Below are 22,263 nucleotides of genomic sequence, written 5' to 3'. Positions count from 1 at the left end.
GAATACGCGGGTTTCGGTGGGATGCCGGCGGGAGGATCAGCGCATGAAACGTCTGGTTGTGTGTTGCGACGGCACGTGGAAGGCCGAGTCGAGCAGCACGGTTTCGAACATAGTCAAGATCGCGCAGACGATCCGGTTCGATGCGCCCGGACCGGCGGGGGAGACGATCCAGCAGTGGGTCACCTACGTCTCCGGCCCAGGTGCCCGCGGATTCCTCAGCGATCGCCTGATGGGCGGCGCCTTCGGACTCGGACTCGAGGCGAACCTGTCGTCCGCCTACTGGCATCTGGCCTTGAACTGGGAGAAGGGCGACGAGATCTACATCTTCGGCTTCAGCCGCGGCGCCTTCACCGCCCGCAGCCTGGCCGGCCTGATCAACCGTGTCGGGATCATGACCCCCGAAGCGATGATCGAAGGCAAGTACCCGGATGCCCTGAACATCTATCGGCAGCGACCGCCCGCGCCGACGCGGGAGAACCCCGATCCGGCCGAGCCCGAGCAGTGGCAGGAATTCCGCCGGAAGCATTGCCACCGAGCGAAGATCGATTTCCTCGGCGTGTTCGACACCGTCGGCGCGCTCGGCGTCCCTGGCATCACCTCCCTGCGGCACCGCTTCCACGACGTCAAACTCTCCCGGCACGTGCACTGCGCCCGCCAGGCGCTGGCCATCGACGAGCGGCGGCGCAACTTCGAACCGGCCGTGTGGGAGGTGCCGGTCGAACCGACGGTGAAGTACCGGCGCGGCTTCGAGCGGGTCAAGCAGGTGTGGTTCCCCGGCGTGCACAGCGACATCGGTGGCGGCTACACCGAATGCGGCCTGTCCGACATCACGCTGCAGTGGATGGTCCGCGAGGCGGAGTCGGTCGGGCTGGCCTTCGACCGGGACCGGCTGGCGGCGCTGTCGAAGCGCTGCGACCACACCAACGGCGACCACATGCGGCTGCACGATTCCCTGAGCATCGGCTACCGCGTCCTGAACGTGGTTCGGACGCTGCGTAATCCGCGCAGTCACCGGTTCCACTGGGATTCCTGGCGCCGGATGTCCATGCCCACCGATCAGGGCGTGCGGTTGTCCGCGAGCGCGCAGGACGCGCTGGACTACCATCCGGCGAATCTGCGACGCTGGCGCGAAGAACTGGGCGGTGTGATCCCGGAAGCGGCTTTCGAGCAGATCCGCGGGGTGTTCTCCAAGAAACTCGAGCAGGCGGGCGCGCCCGTGCCCGAGCCGTCAGCGCACCAGCAGCGCGACCGGCAGCCTGGCGAACATCTTCTCCAGCCTGGCCCGGCCCTGGAATGTGTGGCCGGTCAGCCGGTCGGTCCAGCTGCCCGCGGGTAGGTCGAGGAACGTATCGCTCCAGCCGGTCTCGGCCAGGCTCACGCTGTGGCGGGTGGCGGCGACGATGACCTCGGGGGCCTCGCCCGCGCGGCCGCGGGCGTAGGACACCACCTTCGACGCGTGGTCGCCGGTGGCGAACAGCGGCCGGTACGTGCCGCCGACGAAGCATTCGGGACGTTCGCGGCGCAACCACAGCGCGTAGGCGACGATCCACATCTTCGCCGCGCCGGTGGTGTCCAGCGCGGGCGTGCCGGTGAGCGATTGCAGCATGCCCGCACGGGCGGCGAAGTCCACCGGCCTGCGGTTGTCCGGGTCGACGAGGGAGTCCTCCCACAGCTCGCAGCCCTGGTAGACGTCCGGGATGCCCGGCCCGCACAGCTGTAAGAGCTTCTGCGACAAGGCGTCCGACCAGGCGTGCGGGGCCAGTTCGTGCACCAGGTCGCCGAGTTCGGAGCCCACCGGGCCATCGATCACCGCGTCCAGCCACGCGTGCACCGCGGCCTCGAACTCGGCGTCCGGCTCCTCCCAGGAGGTCTTGCTGTTCGCCTCCCGCATCGCCTTCTCGGCGAACGCGTGCACACGCTCACGCAGGCCGGGCACCGATGCGGCCGGTCGCCCGTCCGCGGGCCACACCCCGAACATGTTCTGCAGCAGGAACAACGCCGTCGCACCGTCCGGCGCGGGGGCGGTCTCCAGCCAGGAGTCGACGTTGCGCGCCCAGGTCTCCGCGGCCTGGGACAGCACGCCGATGCGGGCGCGCACGTCCTCGCCGCGCTTGGTGTCGTGCGTGGACAGCGTCGTCAGAGTGGCGGGCCAGCGTTGCGCGCGCTGGCTGTTGGACAGGTGGAACTCGTTGAGCGAGTGGCCGAAGCGCGCCGGGTTGCCGCCGACCTCCTGCAACGAGACCAGCCGCGCGGCCTGATAGAACATGGTGTCCTCGACCGCCTTCGCGGTCACCGCGCCGCAGACCTGGCTGAAGCGCATCGCCGCGGCCCCGTCGGCGGCCAGCGCCGCGACCAGGACCGCCAGCGGCGCGGTGAGTTCGCTGTTGCGTTTCTCCACCTCGGCGATCACCGCGCCCGTCATCCCGGACAGCGGCGCGTAGTCGGCCCGGTAGACCGGCATGAACGCCAGCACCTCGATGGTGGCGTTGGTCAGCGCCATGGTGTCGAAACTCTCGGCGTTCGCGTCCTGTTTGATCGCGGCCACCAGCCGCCGGACCTCTGGCGTCAGAATGGTTTCCGCGACCGCGCGCTTGATCCGGTGTTCGGTCTCGCCGATCCAGGCCCGGTCGCTGCCGTGCCCGGCCACCCGGCGCGAGAGTTCGGTGAGCGCGTGCTCCCCGCGCGGATCGATCAGCACGCCGCCGAAGTCGGCCAGCGCCTCGTAGCCGGTGGTGCCATCGATGGGCAGCGTCGCGTCGAGCGGCTCGCGGTTGGCCAGGATCTTCTCCACCAGCAACAGCCGGTGCGGGCCGATCAGTCTGCGCAGCCGGGTGAGGTAACCGGCGGGATCGGCCAGACCGTCCGGATGGTCGACCCGCACGCCGTCGATCAGGTCGTGCTCGCACCACGCGGCGAGCTCGCGGTGGGTGAGCTCGAAGACCTCCGGGTTCTCCTGACGGATCGCGGCCAGGCTGCTCACCGCGAAGAAACGCCGGTAGGTGCACAGCCCGGCCTTCCAGCTCACCAACCGGTAGTGCTGTTTGTCGTGGATGCGCAGGGCGTTGTCGCCGTCGGTGCCGGGCGCGATCGGGAAACGCAGATCGTGCAGCGCGAGCATCGGCTCGGCGCCGGTGCGGTCCACGGTCAAGGCGGCCGGGTCGTTCTCGCTCTGCAACACCGGCAGCGCCAGCCTGCCGCCCGCGCCGTTGCCGGGGCTCCAGTCGATGTCGAAATACGGCGCGAACCGCGACTCCTGGCCGTTCCGCAGCACGTCCCACCACCAGGCGTTCTGTCGCGGATCGGCGACGCCGACGTGATTGGGCACCAGGTCGACGATCAGTCCCATGCCGCGGCTGCGCACCTCGTCGGCGAGTGCCTTGAGCCCCGTCGGCCCGCCGAGGGCGGCGGAGACCGTGGTCGGGTCGGTGACGTCGTAGCCGTGCGTCGAGCCGTGCGCCGCGGTCAGGATCGGCGACAGGTACAGGTGCGAGATGCCCAGCTGCTGAAGGTATTCCGCGATGGCGCGGGCCTCGGCGAAGGTCAATGCGTCCGGTCGCAGCTGTAGCCGGTAGGCGCTGCGGATCGTCGTCTGGCGGGCGGGCTTGCGTCGGAGGGACACCGGGTCGGTCACGTGCATCTCGGTGGGATCGGGTGCGTTCATCGGCATTCGGGTCAGGCGGCCTGGCGGAGGACGAGGAGACAGCGAGCTTCGACGGTGACGGCCGCGCCGCCGGCGTACCGGGCGTCGGTCATGCCGGTCGGGGTCGAGCAATCCAGTGCCACCGACCATTCCGCGCCGTCGCCGGTGCTCGGTAGCACGAAGTCGATAGCCGCGTCGTGGGCGTTGAAACACAACAGGAACGAGTCGTCGGTGATCCGCTCGCCCCGCGGGCCCGGCTCGGGGATCGCCTCGCCGTTGAGGTAGACCGCCAGCGACTTGCCGAATCCGCTGTCCCAGTCCGCCCCGGTCATCTCCTCGCCGGACGGGGTGAGCCAGGCGATGTCGCGGGCGTTGTCCGCCGAACGGACCGGGCCGCCCGCGAAGAAGCGGCGGCGCCGGAAGACGGGGTGCCGGGTGCGCAACGCGACCACCGCACGGGTGAACTCCAGCAGATCGGCGTTCTTCTCCCGCAGCGACCAGTCCATCCAGGCCAGCGGCGAGTCCTGGCAGTAGACGTTGTTGTTGCCGTGCTGGGTGCGGCCCATCTCGTCGCCGTGCGCCAGCATCGGCACACCCTGGCTGAGCATGAGCGTGGCCAGCAGGTTGCGGCTCTGCCGGTCGCGCAGGGCGAGGATGTCCTGGTCGTCGGTCGGGCCTTCGACACCGCAGTTCCAAGAGCGGTTCCAGCTCTCGCCGTCGCGGTTGTCCTCGCCGTTGGCCGCGTTGTGTTTCTCGTTGTAGGAGACCAGATCCCGCAGCGTGAACCCGTCGTGCGCGGTGACGAAGTTGATGCTCGCGCTCGGCCTGCGGCCGGTGGCCTCGTACAGGTCCGAGGAACCGGTGAGCCGAGAGGCGAACTCGCCCAGCGTCGCCGGTTCGCCGCGCCAGTAGTCCCGCACGGTGTCGCGGTACTTGCCGTTCCACTCCGTCCACAGGCCGGGGAAATTGCCCACCTGGTAGCCGCCCTCGCCGACGTCCCACGGTTCGGCGATGAGTTTGACCTGGCTCACCACCGGATCCTGCTGCACCAGGTCGAAGAACGTCGACAGCCGGTCCACGTCGTGCAGTTCCCGCGCCAGCGTCGCGGCCAGATCGAAGCGGAAGCCGTCGACGTGCATCTCCAGGATCCAGTAGCGCAGGGAGTCCATGATCAGCTGCAAGGTGTGCGGGTGGCGCACGTTGAGACTGTTTCCGGTGCCCGTGTAATCCATGTAGTGCGACGGATCGTCGTCGACCAAGCGGTAGTAGGCGGCATTGTCGATGCCGCGGAAGCAGATCGTGGGGCCGTTGTGGTTGCCCTCGGCGGTGTGGTTGTAGACGACGTCGAGGATCACCTCGATGCCCTCGGTGTGCAGTGCGCGCACCATCGCCTTGAACTCGGTGACCGCCGACCCGGCGCGATCCATCGTCGCGTACTCGCTGTGCGGCGCGAGGTAGCCGAAGCTGTTGTAGCCCCAGTAGTTCCGCAGTCCCTGATCCAGCAGCACGCGGTCCTGCAGGAACTGGTGCACCGGCATCAGTTCGATCGCGGTGACCCCCAACCCCTTCAGATGGTCGACGACCGCCGGGTGCGCGATGCCGGAATAGGTGCCGCGCAATTCTTCGGGCACCTCGGGATGCGTCATCGTCATGCCCTTGACGTGCGCCTCGTAGATCACCGTCTCGTGGTACGGCCGGTTGGGCGGCCGGTCGGCGCCCCAGTCGAAGTACGGGTTGATCACCACGCCGGTCATGGTGTGGCCGAGCGAGTCGAGCCCGTGGGTGTAGAGCGAGGGGTGATCGTCGAAGTCGCCGTCGAAAGCCTTGCCGTACGGATCGAGCAGCAACTTGCTCGGGTCGCAGCGCAGCCCCCGGTCGGGGTCGTATGGGCCGTGCACGCGGAATCCATAGCGCTGACCAGGGTCGATTCCGGGCAGGTAGGCATGCCAGACGTACCCGTCCACCTCGTCGAGCGCGATCCGGTTCTCGGCTCCGTCGGCGTCGATCAGGCAGAGTTCGACCGCGTCGGCAACTTCGGAGAACACCGAGAAATTGGTGCCTGCGCCGTCGTAGGTGGCCCCGAGGGGATAGGCGGTGCCGGGCCAGACACCCAGAGGTGCCGCGTCACCGGGCGCTGCGTCGGGCTGAGCCATGGCAACGACAGTAGCGTCAGCCGGGCGTCCAGCGGTGCGGGTGGTTGTGGGTGACTGGATCGAACGAGGTCGGAGGCATTTTTCGCGCCATCGGGGGATGGTGCGAGCACCGAGCACTGCCCGCTGTGGCAACGCCGCGCAGTCTCGCGGCACAGCACGGGCGAACGGACCCACCGCCGCGTCGGCCTTGCCCCGAGCGGGGCGCGGTGGTCGCGAGCTCATCCGTAGCGGCGGTCGCGATGACGCGAGCCCTCGCCGGACGCGTCCGAGGTGCTGCGGCACGCGGTGCGTCGATACGGGTCACTGACAGCGACAGGCCGTGTGGTGCTCGACATAGCGGAAGCACACGCGACCCGGCGCATCGTGCGGCGGCTCGTGAGCGGGCGCGCGGCTCACTTCGCGGACGTGAGCGACCGCCGCCAGGTCTGCCCGACCAGGTCGTGCCCCCAGCTGTGGTGCGGGCTCTGGTCGACGAGCTCGAATCCCGCGCGCTGGTAGACGCGCCGCGCGGCGGTGAGCACGTCGTTGGTCCACAGCACGATCTCCCGGTAGCCCGCCGCCGTGGCGAAGCGCAGGCATTCGTCCACCAGCGCCGAGCCGACGCCGAGACCGCGGACGGTCGGCTCGACCAGGAGCAACCGCAGGCGCGCGGTGGTGTCGTCCTCGCGAACGCAGAAGACGCTGCCCACCGGGCGGCCGTCGGATTCCGCGATCCAGGCGCGCTCGCGCTGCTCGTCGCGGGAAGTCAGGTAGTCGGCCACGATGCGCACGATCAGTTCCTCGTAGGTCGCGTCCCAGCCGTATTCGTTCGCGTAGAGCTCCGCATGACGCTGGATCACCCAGCCGTAATCACCGGAGCGCGGGCGTCGCAGCGAGAAAGCAGGTGCGTCGGCGGGCCGGTCCAAAATCTGCTGAATGGTTCGCATCGCCGTGATCAGGCGCGCGCGGGTCGCTTGCGGCTGCGCGTCGAGCAGCGCGCCCACTTCGTCGCTGGAGCGCTGATCGAGCGTCGCGAAGATCTCCCTGCCCCGGTCGGTCAGCCGGACCTCCTGGCGGCGGCCGTCGCTGCCGGAGCGGTTGCGCCGCACCAGGCCCGACTGTTCGAACCGGGCCAAAATGCGGCTGAGGTAGCCCGCGTCCAGGTCAAGCGCGTGTCGTAGCGCGACCACTTCGGTGGCGTCGGACGCGGCCAGCTCGAACAGTATCCGCGCCTCGGTGAGCGAGTAGCGGCTGTCGTGCAGTCCTTCGCGCAGCACGCCGATCACGCGCGTGTAGTGGCGGTTGAACTCGCGGACGGCGGCGATGTCGGCGGGGGCGGCAGCGGTCACGGCGGCTCCAATCTTTGACTTTGTCAAAGAATATTCCGCGGCGACGCCACCAGGTGGGGAAACTACAGAACTAGGCACGCCCTGGCGGCCCCGGCCAGCTCGGGTGCTAACTTGAACGGTGTTCAAGCCGCTCCGGGGCGACCCGGGCCGTGACGCGAGGATTCCTGTGGCACTGACCCCCGACCAGATCACCGCCCTCGACGCCGAGCACGTCTGGCATCCGTACGGCGGCTTCCCCGCGACGACCGAACCGCTGGTGGTGGCCGCCGCCGCGGGGACCAGGCTGACCCTGGCCGACGGACGCGAGCTGGTCGACGGCATGAGTTCCTGGTGGGCCGCCATCCACGGTTACCGGCACCCGCTGCTCGACGCCGCGTTGGTCGACCAGTCGCGGCGGATGAGTCATGTGATGTTCGGCGGGCTCACCCACGAGCCGGCGGCCCGGCTGGCCGAGCTGCTGGTCGAATCGACTCCGGCCGGGCTGGACAAGGTGTTCCTGTGCGACTCCGGCTCGGTGTCGGTCGAGGTCGCCGTGAAGATGTGCCTGCAGTACTGGCGTTCGCTGGGCAAGCCGGAGAAGCGGCGGCTGCTCACCTGGCGCGGCGGCTACCACGGCGACACCTTCACCCCGATGAGCGTGTGCGACCCCGAGGGCGGCATGCACTCGCTGTGGACCGACATCCTGGCGAATCAGCTGTTCGCGCCGGTGCCGCCGAGCGAGTACCACCCGGAATACACGGCGGAACTCGAGCGCATGATCGCCGCGCACGCGGGCGAACTCGCGGCGGTCATCGTGGAGCCGATCGTCCAAGGGGCGGGCGGGATGCGCTGGCATCATCCCGGCTATCTCGCCGACCTGCGCAGGTTGTGCGACGAGCACGGGGTGCTGCTCGTCTTCGACGAGATCGCGACCGGATTCGGCCGCACCGGAACGCTTTTCGCGGCCGACCTGGCCGGGGTGAGCCCGGATGTGATGTGCGTGGGCAAGGCGCTGACCGGCGGTTACCTCACCCTGGCCGCCGCGCTGTGCACCACGCGGATCGCCGAGACGATCAGCGCGGCGCACGGCGGGCTCATGCACGGCCCCACGTTCATGGGCAACCCGCTGGCCTGCGCGGTCGCCGTCGCGTCGATCGAGTTGCTGCGCTCGCGCGACTGGCGCGGCGAGGTGACCCGGATCGAAGCGGAGCTGGCTGCGGGGCTGGCCCCGGTGCGCGAGCTGCCGGGCGTGGTCGAGGCGCGTGTGCTCGGTGCGATCGGTGTGGTCGAGCTGGACCACCCGGTCGACATGCGCGCCGCGACCGACGCAGCGGTGGCGGCCGGAGTGTGGCTGCGTCCGTTCCGCAACCTCGTCTACACCATGCCGCCGTTCATCAGCACGTCCGGCGACATCGCCACGATCACCGCCGGCATGCGCGCCGCGGTCGCCGCGCAGATCGGTCGGTGACCGGTCAGGCGATCCAGGGCGGGACGATGGTGCCGTCGCTGTCCGGTGTGCCTGCCCGCGCCCCCGCGGGCGCGGTGACGATGGCGGTGAAGCCGTCGCCGGTGTGCACCTGTCGCAGCGTGTTCGGCGGGAGGATCACCGTATCCCCCTCGGCTGCGGTGAGTTCCGTGTCGTCGAGCGTGACGTGGAGTCGTCCGGCGAGGACGGTCCAGATCTGCTCGGCGTCGATGAAGTGCAGCGGTCCCGCGGTGTCGGCGGGCACCTCGACCCGCCACAACGCGAGTCCGGAGCCGCCCTGGGTGGGGGAGGCGAGCGTGGTCATGACACCTCCAGGGGTTTCGGTGCGGCGGGTGTCGGAGTGTCGGATGATGGTCATCTGGCTACCACCTCTAGAATAGACAATATGGTTGTCCATATAGTCAACGAGGTTGTCCATCATGTCAAGTGACAGGGGTGGCTATGAGCTGCCGCTGCGCATGCTGCTCGGCTTCCGGGCCGTGATCGACGAGGTGCACGCGGATCTGGCCGGGCACGGTCACGCCGAGTTGCGGCCGATGCACGGCTTCGTCTTCCAGGCGATCGGCCGCGCGGGCGGGCCGCACGGTTGCACGGCCGCCGACCTCGGGCGCGCGCTCGGTGTCTCGAAACAGGCCGCGGGCAAGCACATCGAGGCGCTGGAGCGGCTGGGCTACCTCCGCCGCGGGCACGATCCGTCCGACGCGCGGCGCAAGGTCTACACGCTCACCGAACGCGCCGAGGACGTGCTGACCCGATCGGCGCGAACGTTCGACCGGATCCACGATCGCTGGGCGGAACTGCTCGGCGCGGATCGGCTGGCCGAACTGGAGCGCGATCTGCGTTTACTGACGCCCGGCGAGGTGTTCCGGCTGGATACGCCGAACTGGTTCACCGGTCCGTGAGCCGATCGGACGAACCAGGGCGGCCGTCGGCGAGCTCGGGACGATCGCTGTCGGACAGCATCTCCCACACCCGGAAGATGCAGTGGTAGTCGTCCGACCAGCCGCGCACCATCAGTAGATAGGTGTCACCGTCGCGGAGCACGACGCGGCGACCGCGCAGCTTGGGATGCTCCGGGGTGTAGGTGGGCAGCACGCCGGCCAGTTTCGCCAGCGCCTGTGCGCGCGTGCCGACCACTTCCGTCAGGATTCGGGGTGACCAGCGCTTGTGATCGCCCGAGCCCGTTGTTTCCTCGACGACTATCGCCCACCGCGGCATCCGGCCGTGTACCTCCCCGGTGCAGCTTGTCACCGCGGGCCGGTGACACCACCAACGATGGGCTCAACGGTACCAGCGGACCTGCGGGAGAGTGCCCTGAACGGTGTTCAAGTATGCTTCGGAGCTGTGACTACCGATCCGTTGAGCTGGTTGGACGAACGCGCTTCCGCGCGCGTGGCCGCGGGACTGCGCCGCGAGCTGCGGCCGCGCGCCCCGCAGGCGCCGTCGATCGATCTCGCCTCCAACGACTATCTCGGCCTGGTGCGCCACCCCGAGGTGATCGAAGGCGCGATCGAGGCGGTGCGCCGCTGGGGTGCGGGGTCGACCGGGTCGCGGCTGGTCACCGGCACCACCACCGAGCACGAACTGCTGGAGACCGAGTTGGCCGAATTCGTCGGCGCCGAAGCGGGACTCGTGTTCGCCTCCGGATACGCGGCCAACCTCGGCGCGGTGACCGCGCTGGCCGGGCGCGGTTCGCTGGTGATCTCCGACGCGGGCAGCCACGCCTCGCTGGTGGACGCGTGCAGGCTCTCCCGCGCCAGGGTGGAGATCGCGCCGCATCGCGACGTCGCGGCCGTGGAGCGGCTGCTGTCGGAGCGCGTCGAGGAACGTGCGCTCGTGCTCACGGATTCGGTGTTCAGCGCCGACGGCGATCTCGCGCCGTTGACCGAACTGCACCGGGTGACCAGGGCCAACGGGGCGGTGCTCGTGGTGGACGAGGCACACGGCATCGGTGTGCGCGGGGCGGGCGGGCGCGGGTTGGCGCACGAGTCGGGCCTGGCGGGGGCGCCGGATCTGGTGATCACCGCGACCCTGTCGAAATCCCTTGCCGCGCAGGGCGGTGTGGTGCTGAGCAGTGGCCGGGTGCGCGCCCACCTGATCGACGCCGCGCGCACGTTCATCTTCGACACCGGTCTCGCGCCCGCCGCCGTCGGCGCCGCGCGGGCCGCGTTGCGGGTGCTGCGCGCCCAGCCGGAGCTGGCCGAGCGGGTGCTGGCCCGCGCCGCGGACATCGCCGGGATCGCCGGTGTGCCCGCGCCGCCTTCGGCGGTGGTGTCGGTCGTGCTCGGTCCGGCGCAAGTGGCCTTCGACGCCGCGCAGGCGTGCCGAGCGCACGGGCTGGACGTGGGCTGCTTCCGTCCGCCGACGGTTCCGGAAGGCACTTCGCGACTGCGCTTGACCGCGCGGGCGAATCTCACACCGGCCGAACTCGACTCCATCGCGACGGTGCTCGGCGAAGTGCTGGCGCAGGCGCGAGAGGCGGTGCCGGCATGACCGTCCTGCTGATCACCGGAACCTCCACCGATGTCGGCAAGACCGTCGTCACCGCGGCCGTCGCCGCCGCGGCGATGGCGAACGGCCGTTCGGTGGCGGTGTGCAAGCCGGGGCAGACCGGTGTCGCGGTGGGCGAACCCGGAGACCTCGCGGAGATCCAACGGTTGTCCGGCGTCACCCGCACGCTCGAACTCGCCCGCTACCCGGACCCGCTGGCGCCCGACACCGCCGCCCGCCGGGCCGGGCTGCCGGAGCTGACACTCGCCGAGACCGCCGCCGCCGTCGATTCCCTGACCGACGCCGACCTCGTCCTGGTCGAGGGGGCGGGCGGATTGCTGGTGCGCCTAGGCGATTTCACCCTGCTCGACCTCGCCCAGAAACTCGGCGCGCCCGTCCTGCTGGTGACCGCGGCCGGGCTGGGGACGCTCAACCACACCGAACTGACCACCCGCGCACTGCAATCGGCGGGTGTGCGGTGTCAGGGCCTGGTGATCGGCTCTTGGCCCGCCGAACCGGATCTCGCCGCCGAATGCAATCGCACCGACCTGCCGCGCGTCACCGGCGTCGACCTGGTGGGCTCGGTGCCGCAAGGCGCGGGCGGCTGGGAGCCCGCGCGATTCACCGCCGCCGCTCCGGGCTGGTTCGAGCCCGCCTGGTCGCCTTTCCGCTGATCGATGGCGTTTCCGCGACGCGAGTCTCCCCGAACCTGTCGGTGACCCCGCTGAGTGCGGACGCGCGACCCGTGTGCGGTGGCATCTGCGCGCGGAAGCGGTGCGGCAGTGGATGGTGCCAGACGGCAGGACCGGACACGTGCGCGAATTCGCTGCCCGGGGAGATCGGCGTGTTCCGAATCACGCTCGCTTGCGCGACGAGCCCACGGTAGCGGCAAGGCCACCGCGCACAGCATTTCGCGCGGCCCGCACGAGCACGTGGTGCAGATCATCGAATTCACGACCTGCGATCCGTCGGTGACGGCGAGCGCACTATCAGCTACCTTGCGTTATGCGGAGGTCGGCACCGACATACAGGAGGTACCCGACGGTCTGCCGAACTGAATCGCGCTCGACGACAACGAACTCGGCCGGCGGAACTCGCTGGGCAAACTCGCGGCCATGGCCGAGGCGGCACGCTGAACGATAGCGGGCTCATGGCGACCGCCCGCACCCGTGCCTACAGTGGGATGGATGTCGCCGATGGACGAGAGGCACCCGTCCACCGTCTCCGACTGGGACGACGCGCGACGCCGAACTCGGCTGCGGGACACGAGCCTGGGGCACGGGTGGAAGACGTTGCGCCGCACCAGGGTGACGCTGCTTCGGGTGGCCGCACTGCTGCTGGCCGGACTCGTGGTGTTCGCGCAGTACTGGAAGTACGACGTCGCGCCGGAACAGGCGCGACTGGCGCGCACCGAGCCCGCCATCCTGCCCGTCGCCCCGCCGGTGGACCCGCAGAACTGGGACACCGTCGTGGTGGATCTGGTCGGGCTCGGCGGGCTCGACGCCAGTGACACCGCCGCCGCGCTGCCCGCTCTGCGCAGGATGGGCATGGTGTGGGCGATCCGCTACGACAATCAAGGTATCGACACCAAGGTGATCGCCGACCTCGTCGTGCGCGCCGCCGAACTGTCGGGCCTGCGCAACATCGTGCTCGTCGGCCACAGCATGGGCGGCGTGATCGCACTGGAGGTCGCCGAGCACATCCACCGGGACAGCGACCGCAGACTGGTCGGGGTGATCCTGGACTGCACGCCGGTCGACCTGAACGCGGTCCGTCCGGAGAGTCGCGGGCGCGGTGAGGACATGTTGCGGTGGATGGGCTGGCTGCCCGGTGCGCGGGAAAGCCGCATGCTCCGGCTGGCCGTGGAGACCTACGCTCGCCGGGACCGTTTCGTCGACCGGGGAGACGGGCTGCCCGGCATCCGGTTCCGCCAACTGGGCCAGGTGCTGGCGGAAGTGATGCGGGAGAAGATCGTCTCTCGCGACGCGGCGAGCAACGGTCTGATCGAATCCCAGTTCACCGCCATCGTGGCCGGTGGCGCGACGGACGACCTGCGCGCCCTCGCCCAGCCCGTGGCAGACAAGCCACGGCCCGCCATCGTCTTCATCCGGCCGCGCGACGCGAGCGCCGACCGCGTGGTCGACGTCGAGTACTCCCATCGGGTGCTGATCGAGCGGTCCGGCGGAGTGGACGGCACGCTGCTGGTGGTGCTGGCGCGAAACACCGGGCACGCGAATCCGATGCAGCGGCCCCGGGAATACAACACGGTGATCGAGCAGCAGATTCTGCCGTTCGTGCAGCGCTACCAGCAGCAGGTCCGGTCGACGACGGTGGCAGCGCCGCCCCGCTGAGGGGTTCGAACCACGCTGAGACAAACCGTTTTCGCGCCGGTTTCGTCTTGTTCTAATTCGCCTTATGTTCCGACCAAGTACGTTCCGGTCCGGCCTCCGTGGCCGCGCGACCGCCGCATTGCTCGCCGTGGCGACCGTTGCGACCCTCGGACTCACCGGCTGCGCGAAGGACGACAAGCCGGTCGGTCCCACCGCCGACGGACCACTGCCGACCGAGGTTCCCGCAGGCACCACCCTCGTGGTCGCCGACCAGTCCGAGCGCCTGCAATCGGTGCTGCGCATCTCCGGCGAGCTCGACAAGCTTCCGTTCAAGGTGGAGTTCGCCAACTTCGTCGGCGGTCCCGCCATCCTGGAGGCGTTCCGGGCGGGCGCCGCCGACGTCGCCCAGGTCGGCGACGTCCCGCCGATCCACGCCTTGGTGGCCGGGCAGGACGTCCCGATCATCGCGTCCTACCAGACCAGCACCACCGCCCTGAAACTGGCGGTGGCGCCGGGCAAGTCGGTGACGAAGCTCGCGGACCTGAAGGGCAAGAAGATCGCCTACGCGGAGGGCACGGCACAGCAGGCCGCCGTGCTGCGCGCCATCGACAAGGCCGGGCTCACCACCTCCGACGTGCAGCTTGTCCGGCTGCAACTGGCCGAGTTCCTCGATGCCGTGCGCACCGGCCAGGTCGACGTCGCGCCGCTGATCGAGCCGAACGTCACCCGGTTCCTGCGCACGCCGGGCACCTCGCTGGTCCCCGACTCCGAGACCGTAGGTCTCTACGGCGGTCTCGCCTATCTGTACGCCCGCCGCGCGGTCGTGCGGGATCCGGCGAAGGCGGCCGCCACCCGGGCGCTGGTCGGCGCGTTCGTCCGCGCCTACCAGTGGGCCAACACCCACCCGGAGGACTGGGCGCGCCGCTACTACGTGGACAACCAGAAGGTGAGCGCCGACGACGCCAAACGCATCGTCGACTCGCTGGGCACCTACGTCTTCCCGCATCTGGACCAGCAGTTGGTCGACCGGCAGCAGGCCACCATCGACGCCATCGCCAAGGCGGGCGAACTGCCGAAGAAGGTGCAGGCGTCCAACGGCTTCGACCTGCGCTTCGACGCCGCGATCACGCAAGCGGTCACCGAGAGCGGCGCGTCGTTCGAACCGAAGGCACGCTGATGGCGACCCTCGACGCCGCGGTGCTGCGCCGCTTCGGCCTCGGCCGCTCCACGGCGGAACCGATACTGGCGAAACGCAAACCGACCCGGCCGCGCCTCGGCCCTGGCCGCCCCATCCCGTTCGGCATCGCGGTGGGACCGGCGTTGCTGATCGCCGCCTGGGTGGCCGGTTCGGCCACGGGCGCTTTGGATCCGGAGACCCTGCCCGCGCCGTGGACGGTCGCCGAGACCGCCGGTGACCTGCTCGCCGACGGCCGTTTACAGAGCAATCTGCTGACCTCGGTGCAGCGCGCCGTGATCGGGCTCGGGCTCGGTGTCGCGATCGGCCTGGTGCTGGCGCTGCTGGCCGGGCTGAGCCGGGTCGGTGAAGCGTTGGTGGACGGGCCGATCCAGATCAAGCGCGCCATTCCGACACTCGCGCTGATTCCGCTGTTCATCGTGTGGTTCGGCATCGGCGAGGAAATGAAGCTGGTGGTGATCACCACCAGCGTGGCGATCCCGATCTACCTGAATACGCACGCGCACCTGCGCAGCGTCGACGCCAGGTATGTGGAACTCGCCCAGACCGTCGGCCTGTCGCGGTGGGGATTCGTCCGCCGGATCGCGCTGCCGGGATCGCTGCCCGGCTTCTTCACCGGTCTGCGGCTGGCCGTCACCATCTCCTGGCTGGCGTTGGTCGTGGTGGAACAGGTCAACGCCACCAGCGGCATCGGTTACCTGATGACCCAGGCCCGCACCTACGGCCAGATCGACATCATCGTGGTCGGCCTGGTGATCTACGGCCTGCTCGGCCTGTTCGGCGACATCCTGGTGCGCGCGGTGGAAAGGAAGGCGCTGTCATGGCGGCAGACACTCGGGGACTGAACGTCGTCCGCGCCCGGCGGCTGCGCCGTGGCTTCGGCGACCGGGTGGTGCTGCGCGACATCGACATCGACATCGCGCGCGGCGAGTTCGTCGCGCTGCTCGGCCGCAGCGGTTCGGGCAAGAGCACGCTGCTGCGGGCGCTCGCCGAATTGGACTACGACGTGCCGGGTTCCGGCGAATTGAGCGTGCCCACCGAGCGTTCGGTGGTGTTCCAGGACTCCCGGTTGCTGCCCTGGGTGCGGGTGCTCGACAACGTGACCCTCGGTCTCGGCGGTACGGACGCCGCCGGTCGCGGTCGCGCGGCACTGGCCGAGGTCGGGCTGGCGGGCCGGGAGAAGGCCTGGCCCAAGGAGCTTTCCGGTGGCGAGCAACAGCGTGTCGCCTTGGCGCGTTCGCTGGTGCGCGAACCCGAACTGCTGCTGGCGGACGAACCTTTCGGCGCGCTGGACGCGCTGACCCGGATCAAGATGCACGCACTGCTGCAGGACCTGTGCGCCGAGCATCGGCCCGCAGTGCTGCTGGTCACCCACGATGTGGACGAGGCGGTGCTGCTGGCCGACCGTGTCCTGGTGCTCGACGACGGGCGCATCGCGGTGGACCAGCGCATCGACCTGGAACGCCCACGCCGCCACGGCGATCCCGCCTTCCTGCGGCACCGTTCCCTCCTGCTGGCCAGCCTGGGCGTCGACGTCGTCGACACGCCCACCGACGAGAAGAAAGCCTCATGACCGCACCGCGCCAACTCAGCCTCAACGCCTTCATCTACCCCTCCGGCCACCACGAGGCGGCATGGCGGCATCCGTGGAGCAGTCCCGAACGGATTTACGACGTCGCCTACTACCAGGAGATCGGACGCACCGCCGAAGCGGCGAAACTGGACGCGGTGTTCTTCGCCGACGGACCCGCCCTGCACAACAACGTGAAGCACAACGCGACCTCCGGCCTGGAACCGATCACCCTGCTCACCGCGATCGCCACCGCGACGACGCATCTCGGCCTCATCGCCACCGCGTCGACCACGTACTACGAGCCCTACAACCTGGCCAGGCTGTTCTCCACGCTGGACCACATCTCCCGCGGCCGGGCGGGCTGGAACATCGTCACCACCGGCACCGATCTCGCCGCGGCGAACTTCGGTCTGGACAAGCATCCCGACCACGCCGAACGGTACGCCCGTGCTCGGGAATTCGTCGACGCCGTGGTGGCGCTGTGGGACAGCTGGGAGGACGACGCCGTCGTCCTGGACCAGGCCTCCGGCGTGTACGCCGACCCGGAGAAGATCCACCAGATCGACTTCGCCGGCGAATACCTGCGGGTGCGTGGACCGTTCAACGCGCCGCGCACGCCGCAGGGCCACCCGGTGCTGGTGCAGGCGGGCGCGTCGAACGACGGGCGGGCGTTCGCGGGCAAGTACGCCGAGGCGATCTTCACCGCGCATCAGCGGCTCAGCGACGCCCAGGCGTTCTACGCCGACATCAAGGAGCGGGCCCGTGGCTTCGGCCGCGACCCCGAGCACATCAAGATCCTGCCGGGGATCAGCCCGTTCATCGCCGACACCGAGGCGGCGGCCAAGAAATTGGAGCAGGAGTTCAACGAGCTCACCGTGCCGGAATACGGCCTGGCCCAGTTGGAGGGCATCGTCGGGATCAGCCTGCGGCACCTGCCGCTGGACGAGCCGATCCCGGTCGATTTGTTCGACGCGGCGGGCGACGTGACCGACAACGGGAAGAGCCGCTTGCAGGTCGTGGCGGGCATTGTGCAGCGCGAACGGCCGACCGTGCGCGGCCTGCTGCACCGCCTCGCCGGTGCGCGCGGCCACCGGGTGTTCGCCGGAACCCCCGAGCAGGTCGCCGACACCATCGAGGAATGGTTCCGCAACGGCGCGGCCGACGGGTTCAACGTCATGCCGCCGTACTACCCGGGCGGACTGGAGATCTTCGCCGAGACGGTCGTGCCGATCCTGCAGGAACGCGGCCTGTTCCGCACCGAGTACACCGGCACCACCCTGCGCGACCACTTCGGCCTGCCCCGCCCCGACAGCCGTTTCGCCCCGCAGCCCGCGCTGGCCCGGTGAGCGGCGCCGACGAAAGCGACTGTCCGCCTGAGCGCCGGGCTGTCCGCCACAGGACCGCACCGGTGCATGCGATGGGTCGGCCCCGCGCGTTCGGTGTGGGGCCGGCCGACGCAGTGCCCCGCTCACGGGTCGGGCATTCGAAGTCGGTCGCGCACGCTATCGTGCGCGTCTTCGATCCACACGCTGTGCTGGTCGACGCGAACCAGCGAGTCGGGTTCCAGGGCAATGCGCGCCAGGTGCGCTCCGGGCGCTGGTGGTCGGCCGGTTCCGAGTCTCGTGCTGTCGAGTCGCGGGTTGCCTCCACCACGCCTACCGCGTGCCGTGAACCAGCTGCCTGCGGCCGCCCTCCGGTAGCGAGGTTCGCTGGAAATGGGGAATGGCAATCGGCGCGCGGTCTCGCCTCGGGCGGCGGCTTCGGGCTGGATGTGATCGGGCGGAGCGCGGCCTCGCGGCATCGATCGGCGATGCGATGAGCGAGCGGTCCGTGGTAGCGGGCGACATCGTCGGCGCGGTGCGGTTGCGGTCGCTGACCTGGACGGTGTTCGTGCCGATGGTGGTGTACGGCATCGGGTCCGGCGCGGCGGCGCCGATGTACGCGCTGCGCGCGCTCGACCTGGGCGCGTCGGCCGGGCTGGCGGGGATCATCGTCGCGTTGTCCGGGTTGGGCATGGTGCTCACCGACCTGCCCGCGGGGCGAGTCGTCGCGACCATCGGGGAACGTGGTGCGCTTGCGGTGGGTTCGGTGCTCGGTGCGATCGGCGTGCTCGCGGCGATCGTCGCGCCGAATGTCGGAGTGCTCGCGCTGGGCATGCTGCTGGGCGGCGCGGCGGGCGCGGTGTGGGGCCTGGCTCGCCAAACCTATCTGGTTGCCGTGGTGCCCCCGAACGACCTCGGCCGCGCGATGTCGACGCTGGCCGGTTCCATGCGGTTGGGGTTCTTCTGCGGACCGTTCCTCGGTGCGGCCGTGGTGCATTCGCTCGGTCCCAACGGCGCGTTGTGGTTGCAGTTGGTGACCACGGTGGTGTCCGGCGCGGCCATGGCGGCGATCCGATCGCCGGAGGGATCGGGCGAGGCGGGCGCGGGGCACGCGCTGACGGCGATCGTGGTCGAGCACCGCAGGACCCTCGGCACGCTCGGCCTGGCCGCGCTGCTGGTCGGGGCCGCGCGTGCGGCTCGGCTGGCGCTGCTTCCGTTGTGGGCCGCGCACATCGGACTGAGCGCGTCGACCACCAGTTTGGTGTTCGGCCTGGCGGGCGCGGTGGACGTGCTGATGTCGTATCCGGCGGGCGTGTGGCTGGACCGCTACGGCAGGCGGGCGACCGGCGTGCCGTCGATGGTCCTGTTCGCCGCCGGTTTCGGTGTGCTGCCGTGCACTTCCTCGGTGCTCGGGCTCGGTTGCGCCGCTGTGCTGCTCGGGCTGGCCAACGGCATGAGCAACGGGCTGATCATGACGGTCGGCGCTGATGTCGCGCCCGACGGGCAGCGGGCCGAGTTCCTCGGGGCCTGGCGGCTCACCCACGACATCGGCATGTTCGTCGGACCGGTGGCGGTCGGCGCGATCAGCGCCGTGACCGTGCTCGGCGGAGCGGCCATCGCGCTCGCGCTCACCGCCGCGGCGGGCGCCTACGCGATGCATCGCTGGTTTCCGGGCGTGGTCGGGGCGCCAGGGCGGCGGTCGGCCCGGACCGGGTAGGCGCTCGCACTCGCCGCCGTTGCGCGGGATTCGAGAATTTCCACTGGTGGCACGTGTCGCTAGGGTCTGGTCATCGGCGTGCGTCGGTATGGTGCTGCGGCATGTCCCTATCGTTCCTTCGGCGATCCGGCCTGGTCGCCGCCTCGATAAGTATGTGCGTCGCGGTCACGCTCGGGGTGGCCCCTGCGACAGCGGAAAGCCCGACGACCGGGCAATTGAGCGGGATCGAGCTGCTCGATCCCGCGTGGACTTTCCCCAAGGCCGCGGTGTCGCTCGGGATCGGTTACACCACGACCGATCAGCACGGCGCACCCGCGCAGGCATCCGGTGCGCTCTATCTGCCCCCGGGCCTGCCGCCGCAGGGAGGATGGCCGCTGGTGGTGTGGGCACACGGGACCGCGGGCATCGGCGATGCCTGCGCGCCGTCGCGCCGCCCGCAGTCCGAGCGGAACATCACCTATTTCGACCAGATACTGGAGAACGGGTACGCGGTACTGGCTCCCGACTACCAGGGCCTCGGCACCCGCGGGCAGTTCAGCTACTACAACACGAACGTCGAGGGCATGTCGATAATCGACGCGGTCGCGGCGATGCGCACGACTCCGATTCCGCTGTCGCGCAGATGGGTCTTGGTCGGTCAGTCGGAAGGAGCGCACGCGGTGATGAGCGCGGCCGGTCTGTATGCCGAGAAAGGCGGTTCCGCTACGGGGTTGAGCGGAGTGGTGGCCACCGGGCTGCGCACCGACCCGAGCAAGAGCCTCCCGGAGATGTTCCGGGCGGACTCGACCGGCTCCAAGAACCAGATCGCCTACGCCGCGTACTACCTGGCCTCGCTGGAGGAACTGAACCCCGGCAGCGTCACCCCGTACCTGTCCGATTTCGGCAAGGACTTCGTGGAAAGAGCGGCCCACGAATGCCTTTCGCATCTGGTCGAGCGCGCCGACGGCCGTCGACCGTCGGCGCTCGTCGCCGACCCCGACCGGCCGACGCCCACCTTCGCCGAAGACATCGCCGCCCTGACGGGATATCCGGAAGACCGGTTCACCAGCGATCTCCTGATCGGCTACGGCACCGCGGACATCGATGTGCCTCCCACCGACACCGAGAGCTACGGGAAAGAACTGCAAGAGCTGAACCCCGGAATACGAGTGACGGTCCAGCAGTACCCCGGCAAGGACCACAGCGGCGCGTTCCTGGCATCGCTTCCGGATGCGCTGGGATTCCTGAACACGCACCTGCGCTGACGCTCGGCGCGCACCCGCGAGGGAACAGTCGCTGTCGACTGCTTCGGAAACGGCCGCTACACCTACTGCGGAACCGTGATCGGGACGCCCCCGGCGTCAGCGGACGCGGGTGCCGAGCAAGTGCCGCACGCCCGCGACGAACAATTGCAGGCCGAAGTCGAAACGGGCGGTGGGGTCGGTGGTCTCCTCCAACGGCGAGGCGCCCTCGGGCAGGGCGCCCGCCGAGTCCATCTGCATCCTGGACTGCTCGTCCACGGTCTCGCCGAGGACGTAGTAGAGCAGCGTGAACGCCGCGAGTTCGGCCTCCTGGCGCGGCATGCCCGCGCGGATGGCGGCGCTCACCAGTCGTTCTCGCCCTTTGCTCGTGGTGAGCCGGGACGCGTAGGTCGCCGACACCAATTCGGCGCCGTCGCGATAGGCCAGCAGGCAGTCGCGCAGCCGGTGCGCCAGTTCGGTGATCTGCCCGGACCACTCCTCGGCCTCGATCGGGTCCTCCATGGGCGCGAGGATCTTGTCCGCGACCGCGCCGAGCAGCGCCTGCTTGTTCGGAAAGTGCCAATACAACGCGCCGGGCTGCACCTGGAGCGAGCCGGCCAACCTGCGCATGGTGAGGTCGGCCAGGCCGTATCGGTCCAGAATCGCGATGGCGCCGTCGACCACGTCCGCCCGGTGCAGCTGCACTCGATGCCCTTCCCGTCGTGCTTTGACTCACTCCTACCGCTACCCTAGCCTGAACACCGTTCAAGTTGCACGGCCACCTCGGCCGGACGAAGGGATTCGTGCAGTGACCCAGGCACCTGTAGACACCGAAATCTTGTCGATCGCCCGCGAGCAGGTGCTCGAGCGCGGGGTGGGGCTGACCCAGGAGCAGACCCTGGAGGTGCTACGGCTCGGTGACGACCGGCTGGAGGAGTTGCTCGCCCTGGCGCACGAGGTGCGCATGAAGTGGTGCGGCCCCGAGGTCGAGGTCGAGGGCATCATCAGCCTCAAGACCGGCGGTTGCCCGGAGGACTGCCACTTCTGCTCGCAGTCGGGCCTGTTCCAGTCGCCGGTGCGCGCCGCGTGGCTGGACATTCCCAGCCTGGTGGAAGCCGCCAAGCAGACCGCGAAGACCGGCGCCACCGAGTTCTGCATCGTGGCGGCCGTGCGCGGTCCCGACGAGCGCCTGATGGCCCAGGTGGCCGCCGGTGTCGAGGCGATCCGCAACGAGGTGGACATCCAGGTCGCCTGCTCGCTGGGCATGCTCACCCAGGAGCAGGTGGACCAGCTGGCCGCCATGGGTGTGCACCGCTACAACCACAACCTGGAGACCTCGCGGTCCTACTTCCCGAACGTGGTGACCACGCACACCTGGGAGGAGCGCTGGGACACCCTGCGCATGGTCCGCGAAGCGGGCATGGAGGTCTGCTGCGGCGGCATCCTCGGCATGGGCGAGACGCTGGAGCAACGCGCCGAGTTCGCCGCGAACCTGGCCCAACTCGAGCCCGACGAGGTGCCGCTGAACTTCCTCAACCCGCGTCCGGGCACGCCCTTCGGCGACCTGGAGGTGCTGCCCGCGTCCGACGCGCTGCGCGCCGTGGCCGCGTTCCGGCTCGCGCTGCCGCGCACCATGCTGCGCTTCGCGGGCGGCCGGGAGATCACCCTCGGTGATCTCGGCGCCAAGCAGGGCATCCTGGGCGGCATCAACGCCGTCATCGTCGGCAACTACCTGACCACCCTCGGCCGCCCGGCCGAACAGGACCTGGACCTGCTCGGCGAGCTGAAGATGCCGATCAAGGCGCTCAACGAAACGCTCTGACCGGCTCG

Annotated in this window: 19 protein-coding genes; 13 read left to right on the top strand and 6 right to left on the bottom strand. The window is 69.7% G+C overall.

The window, feature by feature from the left end; genetic code table 11:
• Positions 1-43 precede the first annotated feature (43 nt).
• Positions 44-1,336 carry a DUF2235 domain-containing protein gene (locus ACFV2O_RS33725; RefSeq protein WP_379255669.1) on the top strand — a complete coding sequence of 431 codons (1,293 nt, stop codon included), beginning with the start codon at positions 44-46 and terminating at the stop codon, positions 1,334-1,336.
• Here the strand turns inward: ACFV2O_RS33725 and treY are convergent.
• The 3 genes from treY to ACFV2O_RS33710 all read right to left on the bottom strand — a co-directional run bounded on the left by treY (position 1,229) and on the right by ACFV2O_RS33710 (position 7,121).
• Positions 1,229-3,637, bottom strand: a complete 2,409-nt coding sequence (treY, locus tag ACFV2O_RS33720) for a malto-oligosyltrehalose synthase (protein WP_379255705.1) — start codon at positions 3,635-3,637, stop codon at positions 1,229-1,231. The genes ACFV2O_RS33725 and treY overlap by 108 nt on opposite strands.
• 35 nt (positions 3,638-3,672) lie before the next feature.
• Positions 3,673-5,793: a glycogen debranching protein GlgX gene (glgX, locus tag ACFV2O_RS33715; protein WP_379255667.1), complete on the bottom strand. Its 2,121-nt coding sequence runs from the start codon at positions 5,791-5,793 to the stop codon at positions 3,673-3,675.
• A 392-nt stretch (positions 5,794-6,185) separates the two neighbouring features.
• Complete coding sequence (locus ACFV2O_RS33710; RefSeq protein WP_364430559.1) at positions 6,186-7,121, bottom strand: helix-turn-helix domain-containing GNAT family N-acetyltransferase; 936 nt, start codon at positions 7,119-7,121, stop codon at positions 6,186-6,188.
• Between the two features lie 166 nt (positions 7,122-7,287).
• Here ACFV2O_RS33710 and ACFV2O_RS33705 point away from each other — a divergent pair, with 166 nt between their 5' ends.
• On the top strand, positions 7,288-8,568 hold the full coding sequence (locus ACFV2O_RS33705) for an adenosylmethionine--8-amino-7-oxononanoate transaminase (RefSeq protein ID WP_379255665.1): 1,281 nt from the start codon (positions 7,288-7,290) through the stop codon (positions 8,566-8,568).
• Between the two features lie 4 nt (positions 8,569-8,572).
• Here ACFV2O_RS33705 and ACFV2O_RS33700 read toward each other — a convergent pair whose 3' ends face one another.
• Entirely contained in the window at positions 8,573-8,944 is a 372-nt protein-coding gene (locus ACFV2O_RS33700; protein ID WP_379255663.1) for a cupin domain-containing protein, read from the bottom strand.
• 61 nt (positions 8,945-9,005) lie between these two features.
• On the opposite strand from ACFV2O_RS33700, the gene ACFV2O_RS33695 reads away from it, so the two are divergent.
• Complete coding sequence (locus tag ACFV2O_RS33695) at positions 9,006-9,488, top strand: MarR family winged helix-turn-helix transcriptional regulator (RefSeq protein ID WP_379255662.1); 483 nt, start codon at positions 9,006-9,008, stop codon at positions 9,486-9,488.
• Here ACFV2O_RS33695 and ACFV2O_RS33690 read toward each other — a convergent pair.
• Positions 9,475-9,837 (bottom strand): hypothetical protein, encoded by a 363-nt coding sequence (locus tag ACFV2O_RS33690; protein WP_379255660.1) that lies wholly within the window; start codon positions 9,835-9,837, stop codon positions 9,475-9,477. The genes ACFV2O_RS33695 and ACFV2O_RS33690 overlap by 14 nt on opposite strands.
• A gap of 93 nt (positions 9,838-9,930) precedes the next feature.
• Between ACFV2O_RS33690 and ACFV2O_RS33685 the strand changes: the two genes are divergently transcribed.
• The 9 genes from ACFV2O_RS33685 (at position 9,931) to ACFV2O_RS33645 (ending at position 20,457) form a co-directional block, all read left to right on the top strand.
• A complete protein-coding gene (locus tag ACFV2O_RS33685) occupies positions 9,931-11,079 on the top strand; it encodes an 8-amino-7-oxononanoate synthase (protein WP_356967745.1) in 1,149 nt (382 codons plus the stop codon).
• A complete protein-coding gene (bioD, locus tag ACFV2O_RS33680; RefSeq protein WP_379255658.1) occupies positions 11,076-11,750 on the top strand; it encodes a dethiobiotin synthase in 675 nt (224 codons plus the stop codon). The genes ACFV2O_RS33685 and bioD overlap by 4 nt, the downstream gene beginning before the upstream one ends.
• Positions 11,751-12,263: 513 nt before the next feature.
• Entirely contained in the window at positions 12,264-13,427 is a 1,164-nt protein-coding gene (locus ACFV2O_RS33675; RefSeq protein ID WP_379255656.1) for an alpha/beta fold hydrolase, read from the top strand.
• Between the two features lie 64 nt (positions 13,428-13,491).
• Positions 13,492-14,583: an ABC transporter substrate-binding protein gene (locus ACFV2O_RS33670; RefSeq protein ID WP_379255654.1), complete on the top strand. Its 1,092-nt coding sequence runs from the start codon at positions 13,492-13,494 to the stop codon at positions 14,581-14,583.
• Positions 14,583-15,446 carry an ABC transporter permease gene (locus ACFV2O_RS33665; protein WP_379255652.1) on the top strand — a complete coding sequence of 288 codons (864 nt, stop codon included), beginning with the start codon at positions 14,583-14,585 and terminating at the stop codon, positions 15,444-15,446. The genes ACFV2O_RS33670 and ACFV2O_RS33665 overlap by 1 nt, the downstream gene beginning before the upstream one ends.
• A complete protein-coding gene (locus ACFV2O_RS33660; protein WP_379255650.1) occupies positions 15,422-16,174 on the top strand; it encodes an ABC transporter ATP-binding protein in 753 nt (250 codons plus the stop codon). The genes ACFV2O_RS33665 and ACFV2O_RS33660 overlap by 25 nt, the downstream gene beginning before the upstream one ends.
• Positions 16,171-17,520, top strand: coding sequence for an LLM class flavin-dependent oxidoreductase (locus tag ACFV2O_RS33655; protein WP_379255648.1), 1,350 nt, complete (start codon positions 16,171-16,173; stop codon positions 17,518-17,520). Before ACFV2O_RS33660 ends, ACFV2O_RS33655 begins: the two co-directional genes overlap by 4 nt.
• A gap of 469 nt (positions 17,521-17,989) precedes the next feature.
• Positions 17,990-19,213: an MFS transporter gene (locus ACFV2O_RS33650; protein ID WP_379255646.1), complete on the top strand. Its 1,224-nt coding sequence runs from the start codon at positions 17,990-17,992 to the stop codon at positions 19,211-19,213.
• Positions 19,214-19,314: 101 nt separating this feature from the next.
• Positions 19,315-20,457: an alpha/beta hydrolase family protein gene (locus ACFV2O_RS33645; protein ID WP_379255644.1), complete on the top strand. Its 1,143-nt coding sequence runs from the start codon at positions 19,315-19,317 to the stop codon at positions 20,455-20,457.
• 96 nt (positions 20,458-20,553) lie between these two features.
• Here ACFV2O_RS33645 and ACFV2O_RS33640 read toward each other — a convergent pair whose 3' ends face one another.
• The gene (locus ACFV2O_RS33640) at positions 20,554-21,138 is read right to left on the bottom strand and encodes a TetR/AcrR family transcriptional regulator C-terminal domain-containing protein (RefSeq protein WP_379255643.1); all 585 of its coding nucleotides are present in this window, start codon (positions 21,136-21,138) and stop codon (positions 20,554-20,556) included.
• 103 nt (positions 21,139-21,241) lie between these two features.
• Between ACFV2O_RS33640 and bioB the strand changes: the two genes are divergently transcribed.
• On the top strand, positions 21,242-22,255 hold the full coding sequence (bioB, locus tag ACFV2O_RS33635) for a biotin synthase BioB (RefSeq protein WP_355078291.1): 1,014 nt from the start codon (positions 21,242-21,244) through the stop codon (positions 22,253-22,255).
• The last annotated feature ends 8 nt before the right edge of the window (positions 22,256-22,263 follow it).

The sequence above is a fragment of the Nocardia sp. NPDC059691 genome (assembly GCF_042733915.1).
GTDB lineage: Bacteria > Actinomycetota > Actinomycetes > Mycobacteriales > Mycobacteriaceae > Nocardia > Nocardia sichangensis.
The sequence above is the reverse complement of the archived record's forward strand: the minus strand, read 5'-3'. Positions and strand labels throughout refer to the sequence as shown.